General features: G+C 73.8%; 13 protein-coding genes. 6 read left to right on the top strand and 7 right to left on the bottom strand.

Going from position 1 to position 18,121, the window contains the following annotated elements; translation table 11 throughout:
* Positions 1 to 19: 19 nt before the first annotated feature.
* The 5 genes from ABZ567_RS04060 to ABZ567_RS04040 all read left to right on the top strand — a co-directional run bounded on the left by ABZ567_RS04060 (position 20) and on the right by ABZ567_RS04040 (position 5,336).
* Positions 20 to 565, top strand: coding sequence for a single-stranded DNA-binding protein (locus ABZ567_RS04060; RefSeq protein WP_360784419.1), 546 nt, complete (start codon positions 20 to 22; stop codon positions 563 to 565).
* A 226-nt stretch (positions 566 to 791) separates the two neighbouring features.
* A complete protein-coding gene (locus tag ABZ567_RS04055) occupies positions 792 to 2,258 on the top strand; it encodes an LAETG motif-containing sortase-dependent surface protein (protein WP_360784418.1) in 1,467 nt (488 codons plus the stop codon).
* Between the two features lie 320 nt (positions 2,259 to 2,578).
* Entirely contained in the window at positions 2,579 to 4,243 is a 1,665-nt protein-coding gene (gene ettA / locus ABZ567_RS04050) for an energy-dependent translational throttle protein EttA (protein ID WP_360784416.1), read from the top strand.
* 5 nt (positions 4,244 to 4,248) lie between these two features.
* Positions 4,249 to 4,674, top strand: coding sequence for a thioesterase family protein (locus ABZ567_RS04045; RefSeq protein ID WP_360784414.1), 426 nt, complete (start codon positions 4,249 to 4,251; stop codon positions 4,672 to 4,674).
* Complete coding sequence (locus tag ABZ567_RS04040) at positions 4,671 to 5,336, top strand: hypothetical protein (RefSeq protein ID WP_360784411.1); 666 nt, start codon at positions 4,671 to 4,673, stop codon at positions 5,334 to 5,336. Before ABZ567_RS04045 ends, ABZ567_RS04040 begins: the two co-directional genes overlap by 4 nt.
* A 142-nt stretch (positions 5,337 to 5,478) precedes the next feature.
* On the opposite strand, the gene ABZ567_RS04035 is transcribed toward ABZ567_RS04040, so the two are convergent.
* The 5 genes from ABZ567_RS04035 to ABZ567_RS04015 all read right to left on the bottom strand — a co-directional run bounded on the left by ABZ567_RS04035 (position 5,479) and on the right by ABZ567_RS04015 (position 14,289).
* Positions 5,479 to 6,075, bottom strand: a complete 597-nt coding sequence (locus ABZ567_RS04035) for a hypothetical protein (RefSeq protein ID WP_360784409.1) — start codon at positions 6,073 to 6,075, stop codon at positions 5,479 to 5,481.
* 255 nt (positions 6,076 to 6,330) lie between these two features.
* The gene (locus ABZ567_RS04030; protein WP_360784408.1) at positions 6,331 to 7,299 is read right to left on the bottom strand and encodes an ABC transporter ATP-binding protein; all 969 of its coding nucleotides are present in this window, start codon (positions 7,297 to 7,299) and stop codon (positions 6,331 to 6,333) included.
* Positions 7,296 to 10,082, bottom strand: a complete 2,787-nt coding sequence (locus ABZ567_RS04025) for an FtsX-like permease family protein (protein WP_360785038.1) — start codon at positions 10,080 to 10,082, stop codon at positions 7,296 to 7,298. Before ABZ567_RS04025 ends, ABZ567_RS04030 begins: the two co-directional genes overlap by 4 nt.
* 251 nt (positions 10,083 to 10,333) lie before the next feature.
* Entirely contained in the window at positions 10,334 to 13,681 is a 3,348-nt protein-coding gene (locus ABZ567_RS04020) for an ABC transporter permease (protein WP_360784405.1), read from the bottom strand.
* A 203-nt stretch (positions 13,682 to 13,884) separates the two neighbouring features.
* Positions 13,885 to 14,289 carry a globin gene (locus ABZ567_RS04015; RefSeq protein ID WP_360784402.1) on the bottom strand — a complete coding sequence of 135 codons (405 nt, stop codon included), beginning with the start codon at positions 14,287 to 14,289 and terminating at the stop codon, positions 13,885 to 13,887.
* 85 nt (positions 14,290 to 14,374) lie between these two features.
* Between ABZ567_RS04015 and ABZ567_RS04010 the strand changes: the two genes are divergently transcribed.
* Positions 14,375 to 15,328: a methyltransferase domain-containing protein gene (locus ABZ567_RS04010; protein ID WP_360784399.1), complete on the top strand. Its 954-nt coding sequence runs from the start codon at positions 14,375 to 14,377 to the stop codon at positions 15,326 to 15,328.
* 9 nt (positions 15,329 to 15,337) lie between these two features.
* On the opposite strand, the gene ABZ567_RS04005 is transcribed toward ABZ567_RS04010, so the two are convergent.
* Together ABZ567_RS04005 and ABZ567_RS04000 are read right to left on the bottom strand one after the other, a co-directional pair.
* Positions 15,338 to 16,717 (bottom strand): FHA domain-containing protein, encoded by a 1,380-nt coding sequence (locus tag ABZ567_RS04005; protein WP_360784396.1) that lies wholly within the window; start codon positions 16,715 to 16,717, stop codon positions 15,338 to 15,340.
* Positions 16,718 to 16,758: 41 nt separating this feature from the next.
* A complete protein-coding gene (locus ABZ567_RS04000) occupies positions 16,759 to 18,087 on the bottom strand; it encodes a VWA domain-containing protein (protein WP_360784393.1) in 1,329 nt (442 codons plus the stop codon).
* Positions 18,088 to 18,121 lie beyond the last annotated feature (34 nt).

Raw genomic sequence — 18,121 nt, 5'->3', positions numbered from 1 at the left:
AGAGGTTGGGGGCGGGACCATGAACGACACGACCGTGACGCTCGTCGGCAATGTGGCGACGGCGGTGGAGTACCGGGACACGGCGACCGGCGGGGTGGCCAGGTTCCGCTTCGCGGTGACCGCCCGCCGCTGGGACCGGGAGCGGGGGCTCTGGTCCGACGGGAACACCAGCTTCTACACGGTTTCGGCCTGGCGGTCGCTCGGGGCCAATCTCGCGGCCTCGGTCTCCGTGGGGGAGCCGCTTGTGGTGCATGGCCGTCTGAGGGTCCGTGAGGACGAGCGCGACGGACAGCGCAAGACCTTCGTGGACGTGGACGCGCTGGCCGTGGGCCACGATCTGACGCGGGGTACGGCGGCCTTCCGGCGTGCGGCGCGTACGGAGTCCAAGCAGCGGACGGAACAAGCGGAGGGACTTGTTCCGGCGCCGGATCGGGACCCGTGGACGGAGGCCGCGACGGCGGCGATGGAGGAGGCGGTGGCGGCCGCCGCGGGGGAGAGGGGCGTGGCAGAGGGATCCACGGAGTGGTCCGCCGGGGAGTCGACGCTTCTGGTGACCGCGCCCTGACCTTGTGTCATAGCGATTTGTCGACCAACTCGCCGTGGGTGATAACGATTCCGAGTCGGAATGGTTATCTGATCGTATGGCCGGGCACCGGGGGCCTCCGCATCCCTAGGATTCGCGGGTACTCATGTGGCACATGAGCCCATCGGGTCTGTGAATCTGCTGGCGTGCGCTCCCCCCACGCGAAAGTGACTGTGTTCGCGGAGCGACTCGCCCGGAGGGGAATGCAATGTTTTCAGTTCGAGGGCGCGGCGCTGCCCGCCTTGCCGCTGCGACCCTGGTCTCCGGCCTCGTCGCGGTCGGTTCGATCGCGACCGCCGGTCCGGCGCTCGCCGATGACGCCACGCCGGGTTCCGGTGGCGTCATGGCGAAGCTCCACGGTATGACCGAGGACGCCGCCGACGTCGAGATCACCGAGAAGAACGGTGACAAGTGGTCGGTCGGCGGCGGTCTGTTCAAGATGGAGGTGGACGGCGGGGGCACTCTCTTCACCTACTGCATCGACCTCCGCACCGGAGCGAAGGAAGACTTCGACTACAAGGAAGTCGGCTGGGACGAATCCTCCCTGCACGACAACGGGAACGCGGGCAAGATCCTCTGGATCCTGGAGAACGCCTACCCGAAGCTCTCGGCCGAGGCCCTCGGCGGCAAGCTGGACGTCGACCTCTCCAAGAAGGAGGCCGCGGCGGGCACGCAGGCCGCCATCTGGACCCTCTCCGACGACGTCACCGCGACGCCGAAGGACGAGGACGCCCAGAAGCTGACGGCGTACCTGCTCGAGAAGGCCGTCCAGCTCGACGAGCCGACCGCCTCCCTGAGCATCTCCCCGGCCACCATCGCGGGTAAGGCCGGAAGCAAGCTCGGCCCCATCAGCGTCGACACCACCGCCGCGACCGCCAAGGTCTCGCTCGCCCCCGGCGCCCCCGCGGGCGTCACGGTCGTCGACAAGGACGGCAAGCCCGTCACCGAGGTCGCCAAGGGCAAGACCGAGGTCTTCTTCGACGTTCCCGCCGGCACCGCCGACGGCGCCGCCGAGCTGACCGCCGCGGCCACCACCAAGGTCTCCCTGGGCCGCGCCTTCGTCTCCGTCGACGGCCCGTCCCAGACCCTGATCCTGGCCGGCTCCAGCGAGTCGACCGTCACCGGCAAGGCGTCCGCGACCTGGGCGAAGCAGGGTGCTGTCCCGGCCGTCACCGTCGCCAAGGACTGCGCCAAGGGTGGCCTGGAGGTCATCGCGTCCAACAAGGGCGACGAGGCCTGGACCTTCGACCTGAAGGGCACCTCGCACACCATCGCCCCGGGCGAGACCAAGACCATCACGGTCCCGCTCGCCGAGGACGAGGCGTACAAGTTCACGGTCACCGGCCCGAACTTCGAGGAGACCTTCGAGGGCGTCCTGGACTGCGAGACGGCCACCCCCGGCACGAAGCCGTCCGAGAACCCCACCACGGAGCCCTCGGCCGAGCCCACCCCGTCGACCTCTCCGTCGACCTCCACCGGCACCACCGGTGACACCACGGGCGGCGCCACCGGCACCACCGGCTCCACCGGTACCACCACCACCGGTGGCGGCGACCTCGCCGAGACCGGCAGCTCCAACGCCACCCCGATGATCGCGGGCATCGCCTTCGCGCTCGTCGTGATCGGCGGCGGCGCGGTGTTCTTCCTCCGCAAGAAGAAGACCGCCGGCGCCTGAGCCCAGGCCCCCGGTGCCGGCCCCGCCGGCACCGGGACACCGGCTGACCCCACCGGGTGATCCGCGTCACACCGGACCCGCCCCGTGACCCCGCACGACCCCGGACCGCATCCGCGCCCGGGGTCGTCGCACGTCCGGGCCCCGTTCCGTCCCCGTTCCGACCCGTACCGCCCGGTACGGACCCGTCCCCCTACTGCCCGGTACGCCCTCGCCGCGACCCCCTCCGAGCCCCCGCCCCCGTCTTACCGGTTTCCGCCCGGGGGTGGCGGTCAGGCAAGATGGGGTGTATCTGCCCACTCACTTCTGCCGGACGGTTTCTCTTGGCTGAGTACATCTACACGATGCGCAAGACGCGCAAGGCGCACGGCGACAAGGTCATCCTCGATGACGTGACGCTGAGCTTCCTGCCGGGTGCGAAGATCGGTGTGGTCGGCCCGAACGGTGCCGGAAAGTCCACCGTTCTGAAGATCATGGCGGGCCTTGAGCAGCCGTCCAACGGTGACGCGTTCCTGTCGCCCGGCTACAGCGTCGGCATCCTCATGCAGGAGCCGAAGCTGGACGAGAGCAAGACGGTCCTGGAGAACGTCCAGGACGGCGCGGCCGAGATCATGGGCAAGCTCAAGCGCTTCAACGAGGTCGCCGAGCTCATGGCGACCGACTACTCGGACGCGCTGATGGACGAGATGGGCAAGCTTCAGGAAGACCTGGACCACGCCAACGCCTGGGACCTCGACGCGCAGCTGGAGCAGGCCATGGACGCGCTGGGCTGCCCGCCCGGCGACTGGCCGGTCACCAACCTCTCCGGTGGCGAGAAGCGCCGCGTCGCGCTCTGCAAGCTGCTGATCGAGGCCCCGGACCTGCTCCTCCTCGACGAGCCCACCAACCACCTCGACGCCGAGTCGGTGAACTGGCTGGAGCAGCACCTCTCGAAGTACGCGGGCGCCGTCGTCGCCGTCACGCACGACCGGTACTTCCTGAACAACGTCGCCGAGTGGATCCTCGAGCTCGACCGCGGCCGCGCGATCCCCTACGAGGGCAACTACTCCACGTACCTGGAGAAGAAGGCCACCCGTCTCAAGGTCGAGGGCCGCAAGGACGAGAAGCGCGCCAAGCGCCTCAAGGAAGAGCTGGAGTGGGTCCGGTCCAACGCCAAGGGCCGTCAGACCAAGTCCAAGGCCCGTCTCGCTCGCTACGAGGAGATGGCCGCCGAGGCCGACAAGATGCGGAAGCTGGACTTCGAGGAGATCCAGATCCCGCCGGGCCCGCGCCTGGGCTCCATCGTCGTCGAGGTCGAGAACCTCTCCAAGGCCTTCGGCGACAAGGTCCTCGTCGACGACCTGTCCTTCACCCTGCCTCGTAACGGCATCGTCGGCATCATCGGCCCGAACGGTGCCGGCAAGACCACGCTGTTCAAGATGATCCAGGGCCTCGAGGCCCCGGACTCGGGCTCGGTCAAGATCGGCGACACGGTCAAGATCAGCTACGTCGACCAGACCCGCGCCAACATCGACCCCAAGAAGACCCTCTGGGCCGTCGTGTCGGACGAGCTGGACTACATCAACGTCGGCCAGGTCGAGATGCCGTCCCGCGCGTACGTCAGCGCCTTCGGCTTCAAGGGACCGGACCAGCAGAAGCCCGCCGGTGTCCTCTCCGGTGGTGAGCGCAACCGCCTGAACCTGGCGCTCACGCTCAAGGAGGGCGGCAACCTGCTGCTCCTCGACGAGCCCACCAACGACCTCGACGTCGAGACGCTGTCCTCACTGGAGAACGCGCTCCTGGAGTTCCCCGGTGCGGCCGTGGTCATCTCCCACGACCGCTGGTTCCTGGACAGGGTCGCCACGCACATCCTGGCGTACGAGGGCGACTCGAAGTGGTACTGGTTCGAGGGCAACTTCGAGTCCTACGAGAAGAACAAGATCGAGCGTCTCGGCCCGGACGCGGCCCGTCCGCACCGCGCCACGTACAAGAAGCTGACCCGAGGCTGAGGTCAGTGACCAGGCACATCTACAGCTGTCCCCTGCGCTGGTCGGACATGGACGCCTTCGGGCACGTCAACAACGTCGTCTTCCTGCGGTACCTGGAAGAGGCGCGGATCGACTTCATGTTCCGGCTGGCGCCGGGGGACGGTTCCCCCTCGTTCTCCGGCGGGTCCGTCGTGGCCCGGCACGAGATCGACTACCTGCGACCCCTCGTCCACCGGCACGCGCCGGTGACGGTCGAGTCCTGGGTGACGAAGATCGGGGCGGCGTCGCTGACGATCGCGTACGAGATCAAGGACCCCGACGTCACGTACGTACGGGCGTCCACGGTCGTCGTGCCCTTCGACCTGGAGGCGCAGCGACCCCGGCGCATCACCGCCGAGGAGCGCAGCTTCCTGGAGGAGTACGTGGACGACGGGATGACGTCCGCCCCATGAGCGTGCTCGCTCCGCTCCACTTCGACGACGCCAGGGAGGCGGCGGCCCTCGCCGCCTTCCTGACCCGGCTCGTCCACTACGACCGGGCCGCAGCCGTCCGCCTCCAGGCCGGCGGCGGGGCGCTGGCCGTCTTCGGACGACCGGCGTCCTTCGAGGTGCTCGCGATCCGCACGGCCCGTCTCGTCGACGCGGTCGATGTCGACGTGACCGTCTCCGCCGGTGAACTCCTCGAAGGAATCGAGGAGTCGGCGGGCAAGGCGGTCGTCCCTGCCTCCGTGACCGGGCCGTCCTGGGCGGGTGTGCTCCCGCCGCGCACCGGATGGGCGCCGGTCGCCGGGCTGCCGGACGCCGCGGAGATGCGGGGCGCGGTCGCCGCCGCCGTCGCCGAGTTCCGCGCGCGGGACGAGCGGCTGCCCGAGGAGTCGCGGACCAGGGCGGAGCGCGACCGCGTCGGCCGCGAGATCTGGTCCCGGACCCTCGGCCCCACCGGGCTGCCGCTCCGGGCCGTGCACGCCGCCCAGTCGCTGGGCTTCCTGCCGCCCACACCGGAGCCGACGCCGGTCGCGCTGTTCGCCTCCGGTCCGTGGCTCAGACTCCGCACCCCGTACGGCTCGATCGCCCTGCGCACCGCACCGATGTCCCTGTCGGTCGCGCCCCGTTGACCGGTGGGGCCTCGGTGCCCCGCTCGTAGGGGCCGCCGCCGAAGCCGTCGGCAGCGCGGCGTGCGCCCGCCGCACGGGGACGTCGGGCCGCACCTCACCGCCTTCCACGAGCGGTGAGGCCTCAGGGACACCGCGGCCGGACTCATGCCGCCGGACGGCCCCGCCGGCTGAACCGCCTCGCCCCCGCGGTGGCCGCGGCCAGCAGCAGCATGGCCAGGACCGCTTGCCGCAGCGGCGAGCTGGAACCCTCGAGAGCCGGGGCCACCCGCTGCCGGGGGTCGTAGGCCACCCGCACCTCCCCGCCGTCCGGCGCGGCCCGGTGGGCCTCCGTGACGGTCGACGGGTAGCCGCCCGGGCAGCGCAGGGTGTGGTGGTACACCACCGTCGTGGCGCCGCCCTCGCCGACCTGCGTCCGCTCCTCCGCACGGACCTTCACCACGACACACGCGGCGACCGCGCCACGCGAGGCCGCCTGGTCCGCGGCGGCCACGGTCAGCAGCAGCCCGCCGACCAGCGCGAGCGCGCCGAAGAGGCCCATGGCTCCGTCGACGAGCAGGAAGTACGCCACGGCCGCCGCGAGGATCGCCGCCCCGCCGACCGATATCGCGACCGTGGTGGACGGCGCGCTCGCGCCTCCGAAGCACCAGGCCGACCAGGCGTAGAGCGCGGCCGCGCAGACCGCGGGCAGGGCCACGACGCCCCAGGTCCGCATGTTCTCCGACGACTCCGTCGATGACATGGACATCACCCCGGGAGTGGGACGTCCGCCGCCGCTCCCCGGTTTCACCCGGACCCGGACCCGGACCCGGACGCGAACCCGGACGCGGACGCGAACCCGGGCCCGCATCTGGACCCGGGCCCGCCCCTGAACCCGGACCGGACCCGGACCCGGACCTGGACCTGGACCTGGATCCGGACCGGACCCGCGCCTCCGCCGCCCCCGCGCCCAGCCCCCCGCCCCCGGGACCCCGGCCCCCCGCCCCGCTCGCCCCCCTCAGCTCTCCGTGCCGTCCGGCCACACCCCGATGTGGTCCTGCTCGAGCTCCAGTGCCACCCGGTGCTCCATCCCGAGCGCCTGCGTGTACTCCGCCGGCAGCTGGAGCCGGCCCGCGCGGTCGAGCATCGCGTACTCCCGGGCCACCAGCGATTCCTGGCCCTGCTCGTCGACCTCCGTGCGGCGCAGCACCTCCGAGGAGGTGCGGCCGTCGCGGATGGCGACCGTGCGCCGTACCTCGGAGGCGACCGCCTGGTCGTGGGTGACGATCACGATCGTCGTGCCCAGTTCGTCGTTGGCTCGGCGGAAGGCCGCGAAGACCTGCTCACCGGTGGCCGAGTCCAGCTCGCCCGTCGGCTCGTCGGCGAGGAGCACGGACGGGTTGTTGGCGAGGGCGACCGCGATCGCCACCCGCTGCTGCTGGCCGCCGGACAGCTGGTGCGGCCGCCGGTCCCGGGCCTCCGCGATGCCCAGCATCGCGAGGAGCTCCTCGGCCCGCCGCGCCTTCTGTTTGGACCGGCCCCGCAACTGCATCGGCAGGGCCACGTTCTGCGCCGCCGTCAGATACGGCAGCAGGTTGCGGGCGGTCTGCTGCCAGACGAAGCCGACGACCTCGCGCCGGTAGCGCAGCCGCGCCCTGCCGTCCATCGCGAGCAGGTCGCACCCGGCGACCCGGGCCGCGCCGGCGGTCGGTACGTCCAGGCCCGCCAGGATGTTCATGAGCGTCGACTTGCCCGACCCGGAGGCACCGACCAGGGCCATCAACTCACCCTCCTTGACGAGCAGATCGAGACCCTGGAGGGCCTGCACCTCCACCCCGTCCGTGGTGAAGATCCGGACCAGCCGGTCGCAGGCGATGAGCGCGTCATGACCGTACGAGGGCCGGTCGCGCCGCGCGGTCACCCGCCGCTCCAGCTCCTCGAGGGTGGTGTCAGAAGCGGCGCTGGGGATCGTCCCGGTCTTCGTCATCGTGCGTCTCCTGCCCTGAGTTCCTTGATCGAGCCCTTCCGCCCCGCCCACCAGGCCTGTCCGGCCGTCGCCACCGCCGTGAGGGCGACGACCGCGAGCGCCGGCACCACCAGCGACCACGGGTCCGCCCGCAGCGGCGCGCCGACCGGCGGGGCGAACCCCGGGGTCGTCGCGAGCGCGAGCCGGAACAGGTCGATGCCCGGCGCGAGCAGCGGCACCGTCGCCCAGCCGGCCAGCGTCCCGCCCAGCGCCGCCAGGACCGCCTGCGGCACCGCTTCGAGTCCCAGCAGCCGCCGCCCCTGCTTCCGGGTCAGCCCCATCGTCCGCAGCCGCGCGAGGAGCGTCGTCCGCTCCGGCGCGCTCTGCATCAGGGAGAGCAGCACGGCCACCACGGCGAACCCGGCGCCCACCCCGATCGCGCCCAGGTACATCCGCTCGGCCCCCGACTGGAGCGGCGAGTCCACGTAGCCCACCCGCTCCTCGGTGCGCGTCGACACCACGAGCGCGTCGGACCGCGCCTCCACGGCCGCCCGCAGCGCGGCCCCGTCCTCCGGGCCCGTGACGAGCAGTGTCGTGGGGGTCCGGTGGGTGAGGTCGGCGGCGTTGACGAGGAGGAAGTCGGCGCCGGGCAGCGCGGGGGTCGCCGCCCGGACGGCCACCACCTTCACCCGGAACACCCCGGCCGCCGATACGATCTCCTGCGGCGCCGTGCCGAGCCGTTCGGCGACCGAGGGCGAGGCGATCGCGGGCAGCACCCGCTCGGTGTCCGCCACGGCCCCCTTGCCGCCCTTCCCCGTCGACGCCAGCAGCCCCGCCGGGAACGGGCCGAACCCCGTGCGCTCCGCGTGCCGGGTGTACGAGCCGGGTTCGACGCCCACGAGCGTGCCGCTCATCGGCCGGGCGGAGGTGCCCTCCCGGGACCGCAGGGACACCCCGTACTCGATCTGCAGCGGGGCCACGTCCCGTACCCCCGCCGTACCGCGCACCGCGTCGGCCAGACCGGCCGGCAGCGCGGTCCACTCCACCGAGCCGTCGATCCGGGCGTCCGCGCCGGTCGCCAGCAGCGCGGCCCGGTCGCGGGCGTCGGCGACGCCGGCCAGGACCGAGCCGCCGAACGCCGCCGTCGTCAGCGCCAGCACGAGCGCGAGCAGCGGGAGCGTGCCGGCGGGGGACGAGCGCCCGGCGCGCGCCAGGGCCAGCGGGCCGACCGCCCCGCGCAGCCGGCGGGCCGGCCGGCCAAGCCACCGCAGCGGCAGCGGATGGATCCGTACGAGCAGCGAGGCGGCGATCAGGCCGACGAGCACCGGTGCGGCACTCACCAGATGGTCGCCGGAGTCGCCGGTTCCGCGCAGCCGCAGGGAGGCGACCGCGCCCACGGCGAGGACGAGCAAGGTGAGTTCGGCGACCGTACGGCGCCGGGAGGGGCGCGCGGTGAGGAGGTCGTCGCGTCCGCCGTGCAGGCGCGGGCGCCGGTGCAGGACGACCGCCCGCAGCGGCAGGACGAGCATCGCGAGCAGAGCGACGGCCGAGGCGGCGAGCAGGGAGGGGCCGAGGGGGATCCCGCCCGACCCGCCGGGCGCCCGTACCGTCACCACCGCGAGGACGAGGGCGAGTGCCGCTGCCGGTACCGCGACCGCCGAGGTCTCGCCGAGGAGCCGCAGACCGATGCCGGTCAGGGAGGCGCCACGGGAGCGGAGCAGCGCCAGTTCGCCGTCGCGGCGGGCGACGAACAGCCCGCCCGTCATGGCGAGGACGACCGCCGCGACCGCGCCGATCCCGAAGACGGCGACGGCGACGACCGGACCGATGGCCGCGCGCATCGAACCGTACGCGTCGACGATGCCGTCGAGTTCGGTGGTCACGGCCCCCGTGGGCCCCACCACCTTGCGCATCCCGACCAGGCCGGGACCGCCGGCCGCCGAGTCGAGCGCGGCGGCGAGCCGGTCGGTGTCCCGGCCGGTGAGATGGTCGGACGTGGGCGCGAACCGGAAGAAGACCTCCAGCTCGTTGGTGAGGGAGAGCACGGCGGCCGCGGACGCGGGGGAGAGGAGCAGCGCCCCCTGCCAGTAGTGCTTCACCTCGCCGCCGGCGACCAGCGGGGCGAGCGCGGGGGTACGCAGGAGCGGTTCCACCGCCCAGTACGACGACTCGGGGCCGCGCGGCTCCACGATCCCGGTGACCGTCACGGCGAGCGGCGCCGTGCCGGACTTGTCCGGCAGGTGTACGACGGAGCCGGGCTTCAGGCGCAGGGCGGCGGCGGTCTCCGCGGTCACCACCGCTTCCGGCGCGCGGGCCGTACCCGCGGCGAGCCTGCCCTTCTGCAGCGTGGCGTGCTCGGTGAGGGAGGACGGGGAGGAGAGCACGAACTCCGGGGACACGCCGTCGGGCCGGGGCAGCCAGGGGTCGGTCCCCTCGACCCGCTTGACCGTACGGACTCCGTGGACGCTCTGCCCCGGGTCGGTGCGGATCGGCTCGGGAAACAGGGCGCGCACCTCGTCGCGCTGCCTCCGCAGGACCCCGGGGGCCAGGCTCGCCCCGGTCGTGGACAGGGCGAGCGGGTTGGTGAGTTCGAGGACGGTGGCGCGGGGCGCGGATTCCCGGATGTCGTGCCGTAGCCCCTCGGTCTCGTACGCGTCCACCGCGCGCGGCAGGGCGGCCGCCAGGTAGGCGGTGACCAGGACGAGGAGGGCGAGGGAGGCGGCGGCCCAGGGCGCGGTCCGCAGCCGGGTCCGCACCCAGGGCGCCACGGTGCGGGCGGGCTTGTCGGACCGGGACCGGGGCATGTCGGGAGCCTTCCTGCGTACGGCGGGGACATCCGGGTTCTCCCCGGTTCCGGCGTCCTTCCTGCGTACGGCGGGGACGTCCGGGTTCTCTCCGGTTCCGGCGTCCTTCCTGCGTACGGCGGGGACATCCGGGTTCTCCCCGGTTCCGGCGTCCTTCCTGCGTACGGCGGGGACGTCCCGGTTCTCTCCGGTTCCGGCGTCCTTCCTGTGTACGGCGGGGACGTCCGGGTTCTCCCCGGTTCCGGCGGACATCAGTTGTCTCCCTGGTGGCGCAGGGTCACGGCCGGGTCCGTGCGGCGCAGGGCGATCACGGCGACCATGGCGAGCGGCAGCGCGGCGACGCCGGCGAGCAGCAGGGCGACGTGGCCGAGGGGCAGTTCGACCAGGACCGGGGGGACGGGGCGGGCGGCCTGCCCGGTCAGGACGACCAGCGGGACGACGGCGCGGGTCAGGACGGCGCCGAGTCCGATGCCGACGAGCAGGCCGATGCCGATGAGCAGTCCCTGTTCCGCGGCGACGAGGCGGGCGAGGCGGCGGCGTGGCGCGCCGAGCGCCCGCAGCACCCTGAACTCGGCGGACCGTTCCCGCATCGCGCCGGCCGAGCCGACCGCGAAGCCGACGGCGGCGAGCGCGGCCGCGGCGGCGGCGACCGCCATCAGGGCGGCGTTGGGGCCCGCGCCGAGCGGGTCGCCGAGCAGTTCGGCGGCGATCTCGTCGCGGACGAGGACCTGGGCGAGGTCCGCGTCGGACCGGGTGCGCAGGGCGGTGGCGACCTCGTCCGCCCGGCCGGGTGCGACGGTCAGCCACCATTCGGTGGGCGGGACGGTCGAGGCCGTGCCGGTGGACAGGTACTGGTTGACGGCCGCCAGATCGAGGAGAACCGTTCCGCCGTCCTCGGGGGCGACGACGGGGGTGAGGGCGGAGGCCGCCCGGGCGCCCGGGCCGGTGGTGGGCAGCTCGTCGACGACGTGGGAGACGGTGACGCCGACGCCCCGGCCGCCGACGGCGACCTCGATCTCGTCGCCAGGCCCGGCCCCGGTCGCCCTCATGAAGGCCCCGGTGGCCACGGCGTACAGCCGGCCGGGCGCCTTCGGGCCGGGGGCGGTCATCCGCAGGGTGAACTCCTCGGGCCCTCGTTGGTCTCCGGCGGGCGTGCCGGGAACGGCGGTCGAGACGGTGTACGGGGCGGGGCGGCCGCCGGGGCCGGGGGCGCCGGGGACGCCGGACGTGGGCCCCCCGCCCTCGCCTGTGGCCCCGGTCTGCTCGGAGGCGTGCGTCCAGGCGGCGAGGACCCGCCCGGGCGCGTGGACCTGCTCGCCGCCGTCGGCGCGGACGACGCCGAACCGCTCGACGCGCAGGACCTGCGTGCCCTTCGCGCCGTCGACGAAACGGCCGCCGAACTCCAGCCCCGTCAGGGTGAGCAGGCCGCCGGAGCCGCGGCTCGCGTCGGTGCCCGGTACGGCGGTCAGAGCGCCGAGGTCCAGGGTCAGCCGGTGCGTCCGGCCGTCGGAGGGCACCGATCCCATGGTCCGCCGGTACGGGACGCCGCTCGGGTCCTCCAGGACGGCCGTCACCCGGGCGGCGCCGGTCGGTCCGGCGAGCCGCAGGTCGGCGGTGAGCGCCCGGGTGCCCGCGGGCAGTGCCAGGCCGGGGCGGGTGGTCGCCCGGGGTGCGAGCGGGGCGAGGAGGGAGCGGACGGGGACGTCGGCGAGGTCGGGGCGCATCAGCAGCCCACCGGCGGCGTTGCGGGTGTCGACGGCCAGGACGGTCGCGTTCTTCCCGGCCACGTCCAGGGTGGTGCGGTGCACCGGGGCCACGGCACGGACACCGGGGACGGCGCCCAACTGCTCGGTCCTGGTGGGTTCACCGGGGCCCGCGCCGAGGACACGGACGGCCGCGCCGGCCTGGAAGTCTGCCTGCTCGCGCTGCGAACGCTCCCATGACCCGCTCTGCCCGATGGCGAGCATGCCCATCGCCACCGCGAGGACCAGGAGGAGGACGGGACCCGCACCCCGCAGCGGCCGGCGGCTGAACTGCCAGCCGGCGAGCGCGGCGGACAGACCACGCCCTCCCGCCGCCCGCCGCTCGGCCAGCTTCGCGACGGGCGGCAGCAGCCGCAGGGTCAGGACGGTGCCGGCGAGCAGGGCGAGGGCGGGAGCGGCGACGAGCACCGGATCGACGGAGTCCCCGCCGGACCCTTCCGTGCCGAGCGTGCCGCCGGCGGCCGTGGGGCGCTGCAACTGCCAGTACGCGACGGCGGCGACGGCGAGCAGACCGAGATCGGCCCCGGCCCGCAGGGGACCGGGCAGCGACGCCGAGCGGGCCTCGCGCAGCGGGACGACGGATCCGTCCCCGGCGGCCAGCGCGGGGGCGACGACGGCCCCCGCGCAGCACAGGGCCACGGCGGCGGCGACCAGCCACACCTGGAGCGAGGGGGTCGTGTCCAGCCGGACGCCGAGGGAGGACAGCGCCGACCGCTCGGCGAAGAGCCGGGTCAGCGGCCCCGAGAGGAGCGGGGCGGCGAGCGCCGCGGGCAGCGCGAGCAGCAGCGCCTCGGCGGCGGCGAGGCCGGCGATCCGGCGCCGCGAACCGCCACGGGCCCGCAGCAGCGCGGTCTCCCCCGAGCGCTCGGTGCTGAGCAGCCGGGCGACGAGCAGCAGTGCGTACGCGGCGAGCAGCACCAGCTGGACGGCGACGATCAGCAGGGTGGAACGGGAGACGAGCAGGGACCGCTGGGTCTGCTCCAGGACGGTCGGCAGCGCGGTGGACGCGGAGATCGTCGTACCGAAGCGGGCGGAGGCCTCGGCCAGCGCCTTCGGGCCCTCGGTCGCCGTGGCGCGCAGGGCGTCGATGCGGTCGGTGGTGAGGCCGGTGAAGTCGGCGGAGCCGAGCCAGGACGTGTCGCCGGAGCTCAGCGCCCCGGAGGCGAGTACCGCCGGGTCGGCGAGGAGCGGCCCGTACGTCGTGAAGGCGACCGTCCGTACCCCGCGGCCGCCCGCCAGGTCCAGCTGCCAGTACGGGTCACCGGTGTCGACGGGCCGGTAGACGCCGGTGATCCGGGTCCGCACCCGCCGGTCGTCGAACCGGTCCCTCAGATCGAGAACGGTCCCGGGGCCGACCCGCATCCGCCGGGCCGCCTCCTCGGGCAGCGCCGTCTCGACCACGCCGGCCGTCCGGGCGGCGGAGGGCCAGGTGCCGCGCACGAGGGAGAGCTTCGAACGGTCGAGTGCGGCGAAGTGGGTCAGGTCGGGGTCGGTCTCGGGGGCGCCGGCCGCCCGGGGACCGCGGGGCAGCGCGTACGGCCCGGAGTGTTCGAGCCGTCGTACGGTGACGGGCAGCCCGTCGAAGGTCGCCCGCATCCCCTCCCGGACCGCTTCCTCGGCACCGGCCCGCTGTGCGGCCGGTATCTGCCCTTTCACCAGCAGCGAGGCGGCGGCCGCGGACCGGCCCCGCAGCCCGGCCTGGAGCGCGGCGTCCCCGATGGCCCCGGAGAACGAGGCGAGGGTGGCGAGCACCGAGGTGGTCAGGAGCACGGCGAGCAGTGCCGCGGCGAGCAGTAGCCGGTGTGCCCTGACGCGCAGAAATACGAACCCCGTCACCCATCCCCCTGGCCACCCTGATCGCGGTGCGCACGTCGAACGCGGTCGAACGCTCCCGGACTTCCCCCGGATGTTTTCAGAGGGCATGTGCCGCTGGAAACCGCTTACGGGCGCACCTTGATCCGATCGTGACCGTTATCCGGGGTTCCGTCTCCGGAATGTGCCCGTCCGTGCGCGGTCGGGACCGTACGGGTGAGGGGTCGTCAGCCTGCCGTGTTCACCATCGAGGCCGCCGCGTAGGTCATGTAGCGCCAGAGCTCGGCCTCGTGCTCGGGTGCCAGGTCCAGGTCGTCCAGAGCCGCCCGCATGTGGCGGAGCCAGGCGTCGTGGGCGGCCTGGTCCACGGTGAACGGAGCGTGGCGCATCCGGAGCCGGGGGTGGCCGCGGTCGTCGCTGTAGGTCCGGGGGCCGCCCCAGTACTGCATCAGGAAGAGGGCGAGCCGCTCCTCCGCGGGGCCGAGGTCCTCCTCGGGGTACATCGGGCGCAGCAGCGGGTCCTCCGCGACCCCCTCGTAGAACCGGCGGACCAGACGCCGGAAGGTCTCCTCGCCGCCGACCTGCTCGTAGAAGGTCTGCTCCTGCACTGCTTCCCCGGGAATCTCGTTCACCATCCCATCGTCTCAGATGCCCCGTCCTAGGACCGGAGGACGAGGACCGCTCGCCCCGGGCCCCCGGCGGCGGGAGAGTGGAGGCATGGATGAGCGGCGGGACGAGTTCGCCGAGGGCGGCGCGCGGGCACGGCGGGCGCTCGTGCGGGAGATCGAGGCTTACGGCGCGCTGACCGACCCCGCCTGGCGGGACGCCTTCGCCACCGTCCCGCGCCACCTCTTCGTCCCCTACTACTACGTCCCCGGGAACGGCGGCTACGAGCGGCTCTGGTGCGGCGACCCGGACCCCGGGCAGCGGGACCGCTGGCTGCGCGGCGCCTACGAGGACACCGCCGTCGCCACCCGGGTACGGGACGGGGAACTGCTCTCCTCCGCCAGCCAGCCGTCCCTGATGGCTCTGATGCTCCACGCCCTGGACGTACGCGACGGGGACGACGTCCTGGAGATCGGCGCCGGGACCGGCTACAACGCGGCCCTGCTCTGCCACCGGCTCGGCGAGGAGCACGTCACCACCGTCGACCTGGACGAGGAGATCACCGAGTCCGCCCGGACCCATCTGGCCGCCGCCGGATACCGCCCCGCGGTCGTCACCGCCGACGGCGCCCGGGGCTGTCCCGAGCGCGCCCCCTACGACCGGATCGTCGCGACCTGCGCGGTGCCCTCGGTCCCGTACCCCTGGATCGCCCGGTGCCGGCCCGGCGCCCTCGTCCTCACCCCGCTCTCCACCGGGCTGCTCCTGCTGCGGGTGCGCGACCGGGCGCACGCGGAGGGACGGTTCCTCGCGACCTCCGCGTACTTCGTGGCGCTCCGGGGCGCCGCGGGCCGCGTCCCGCGCCCCGATCCGGCCGGGGACGAGCGCTTCCGCTTCCTGTGGGGTCTTGTCGGCGGGACCCTCGACAGACGCGAAGCGCTCTCGCTCTGGCTGCGCGAGCGGCGGCCGGAACGGGAGCGCTTCGGGGTGACGGTCAGCGGCGACCGGCAGTGGGCATGGCTGGACGACCCCGCAGGGCCGTACGCCTGGCCGCTGCCGGACGCGTGAACGTACGGGTCAGCCCAGACGGATCGTGATCGTCGTCCACGCGCCGACGTGCACCCGGTCGCCGTCCTGGAGCTGGACGGGGACGTAGGGCTGGATCGGCTCCTCGCCGCCGTTGACCGTGGTGCCGTTGGTGGAGTTCTGGTCCACCACCGCCCACGAACCGTCCGGCTGCTGCACGAGCACCGCGTGCTGGTGCGAGACACCCGGGTCCTCCGGCGGCACCGACAGGTCGATGTCGGGGGACTCGCCGGTGGAGTGCCGGCGACGGCCGATGGAGATCTGGTTGCCCTGCAACGGCAGATGCTTGGCGGGGGAGTACGCGGGCAGGTTCAGGCCCGTCGCCTCGGGACCGCTGCGCTGCATCATCGCCATGAAGTAGTCGCGGTCCGGACCGATGACCGCGGTCCACGACAGGGGCTGCCGCGGGGGCTGGAACTGCTGCGGGGGCTGACCCTGGGGCTGGTCTTGGTGCTGAGCTTGGTGCTGAGCTTGGTGTTGACCGTGGTGCTGCGGGGGCTGCTGGTGCTGAGGGGGCTGCTGTGGTGCCTGGTGCTGCGGAGGTCCCTGGGGCGCCTGGTGCTGCGGAGGCTGCGGAGGCTGCGGAGGAGCCTGAGGCGCGTGATGCTGCGGGGGCGCCTGGTGCTGCGGGGGCGCCTGCGGCGTCTGCGACGGCGGGGACAGGACCCAGTCGTCGTCGGCGCGCGGCTGCGGCGGTGCGGGCGGCGCCGGAGCCTGGGCCGGAGCCTGGAGGTACGCGGGCGGGCCGGGCGGCTGCTGCTGCGCCGGCGGCTGCTGCGCCGACGGGCGCTGCGGAGGAGCCTGGTGGTGCGTGGGGTCGCCCCCCAGCGGCTCGGCCGGGCGGTTCACCTGCGAGGGCCGCGATCCCTGGTAGCCGAACGGATCCTGGGGCTGCTGAGGCGGCTGCGGCTGCTGTGACGGCGGCTGCGGCGGCGAGGACTGGAAGCCCGGAGGCAGGTTCAGACCGGGCGGCGGACCGTGCTGCTGCGGCGGGGACGGGGCGTTCTGCGGGGCCAGCGGCGTGTAGGAGGTCGCCGTGTTCGTGAGGAAGTTCCAGCGGCACTCCTCGCAGAACGGCGCCATGTACTCGCGCGGCGTACGGCACTGCGGGCACAGCTCCGCCTGGGCCGTCGCGTTCGGGTCGCCACCGGGGCCGAAGCCACCGGGGCCACCGGGACCGGGCGCGCCGGGCGGCGGGCCGGTCGGGGGCCGGCCGGGACCACCGGGGCCGGGGTATCCGTACGCGGGAGGCGGCGGCGGGGGAGGTGGCGGTACGGCACCCGTCGGCGCACCCGCCCCGGCCATGCGATGGCCGCAGACCTCGCACCAGTCGTCGGAGACCGACTGGTGTCCGTTCGGGCAGGTCGGCATGTCGGCGCTTCCCCCTCTCCTCGTCCGGCCCGGTGGCCGGGCTACCTCTTGACGCGAACGGTCTTGGTGGAGCGCGTTTCGAGTGTCATCTCGTCCGCATCCGCGACCTTCGCCTTCAAACGCACAGTACCGGTCGCCGCATCGACGACGTCGACCACCTTCGAAAGCAGTTTCGCCGTATCCGCGTTCCCGGAGGCGGCCGCGAGTTGCACGGCGCGGCCCAGTTTCGCCGTCGCCCCGTCGTGATCGCCCGATTTGCGGGCATCGAGGCCCTGTTGGATGACGTCCGCCAGCTCGGCCTGGCCCGTGTAGTGCGCCACCTGCGGGTTGATCGACGTCGACATCGCCAGGTCGTCCGTCCACACGGCCCGTACCAGTCCTTGAGACAGCGGGCGCGGATCGCCGCCCGCCGGGTCCGGGGCGATCAGGGAGACCCGGGCGGCGAGCATCTCCTGACCTACCGCGGCCCGGGGGACCCGCACGCTGACGTGGTAGTCGCGGGACTCGTCGCCCCACGAGCCCGTCGGGTAGTCACCGGCGCGCGGCCCGGCCTCGGTGCGGCGCCCGGTCAGGTCCTCGACCGTCGGCGCCACCTGCTTCACGAAGGCGATCTCCACCCCGACCGGCGTCCACAGCCGCAGCGCGACGTCCGCGACGCCCTTGCCCATCGCCTGCTCCATCATCGCCGTGAAGTCGGCGGCGAGCGCGGACGGGTCGGCGACGATGTCGGCGGTGCCGAGGAGCGCCGAGGCGATTCCGGTGACCTCCTTGACCTCCCAGTCGGTGCCCACCCCGCGCGCGTCACAGGTGAAGCGGCCCGCGCAGGCGTCGAGGGCGGCCCGCAGCTCCTCCGGCGACTCGTGCTCGTTGCGGCCGTCCGTGAGCAGGATGCCGTGCCGGATGGTGAGCTCGGCGGAGGAGAGCAGCCGGTCCGCGAGCCGCAGCCAGGTGCCGATCGCCGTGCCCCCGCCGGCGTTCAGCCGGCGCAGCGACTCCTTGGCCTCGGCCCGGGTGTGGGCGTCGGCCACGGCGAGGCGGCCGTTCCCCGGGTAGACCTCCCTGGCGACGTGCGTGCCGTCGACGACGGCGAAGGACGTGCCGTCGCGCAGGGTGTCGACGGCGGCCGCGGTCGCCTCCCGGGCGCCCCGCATCTTGGTGGCGGGATAGTCCATCGAGCCGGAGCAGTCCACCATGATCACGACACCGGCCCCGGCGCCCGCCGGACCGGACAGCCGCTGTCCACCGGTGCCGCCCCCGGTCGACGTGACCGTGACGATCGCGCTGACGTCACGGCCGCCCTCGGGCAGGAACTCGTTCTGGTAGACGTCCACCGAGAACTGGGGGCCGGTCGGTTTGGAGAAGTTCGCCATCGGTCAGGGCTCCTCGGGCAACAACGGGCAGGGG

The sequence above is a fragment of the Streptomyces sp. NPDC016459 genome (assembly GCF_040632845.1).
Lineage (GTDB): Bacteria > Actinomycetota > Actinomycetes > Streptomycetales > Streptomycetaceae > Streptomyces.
This window is presented reverse-complemented; position numbering and strand designations above follow the sequence as displayed.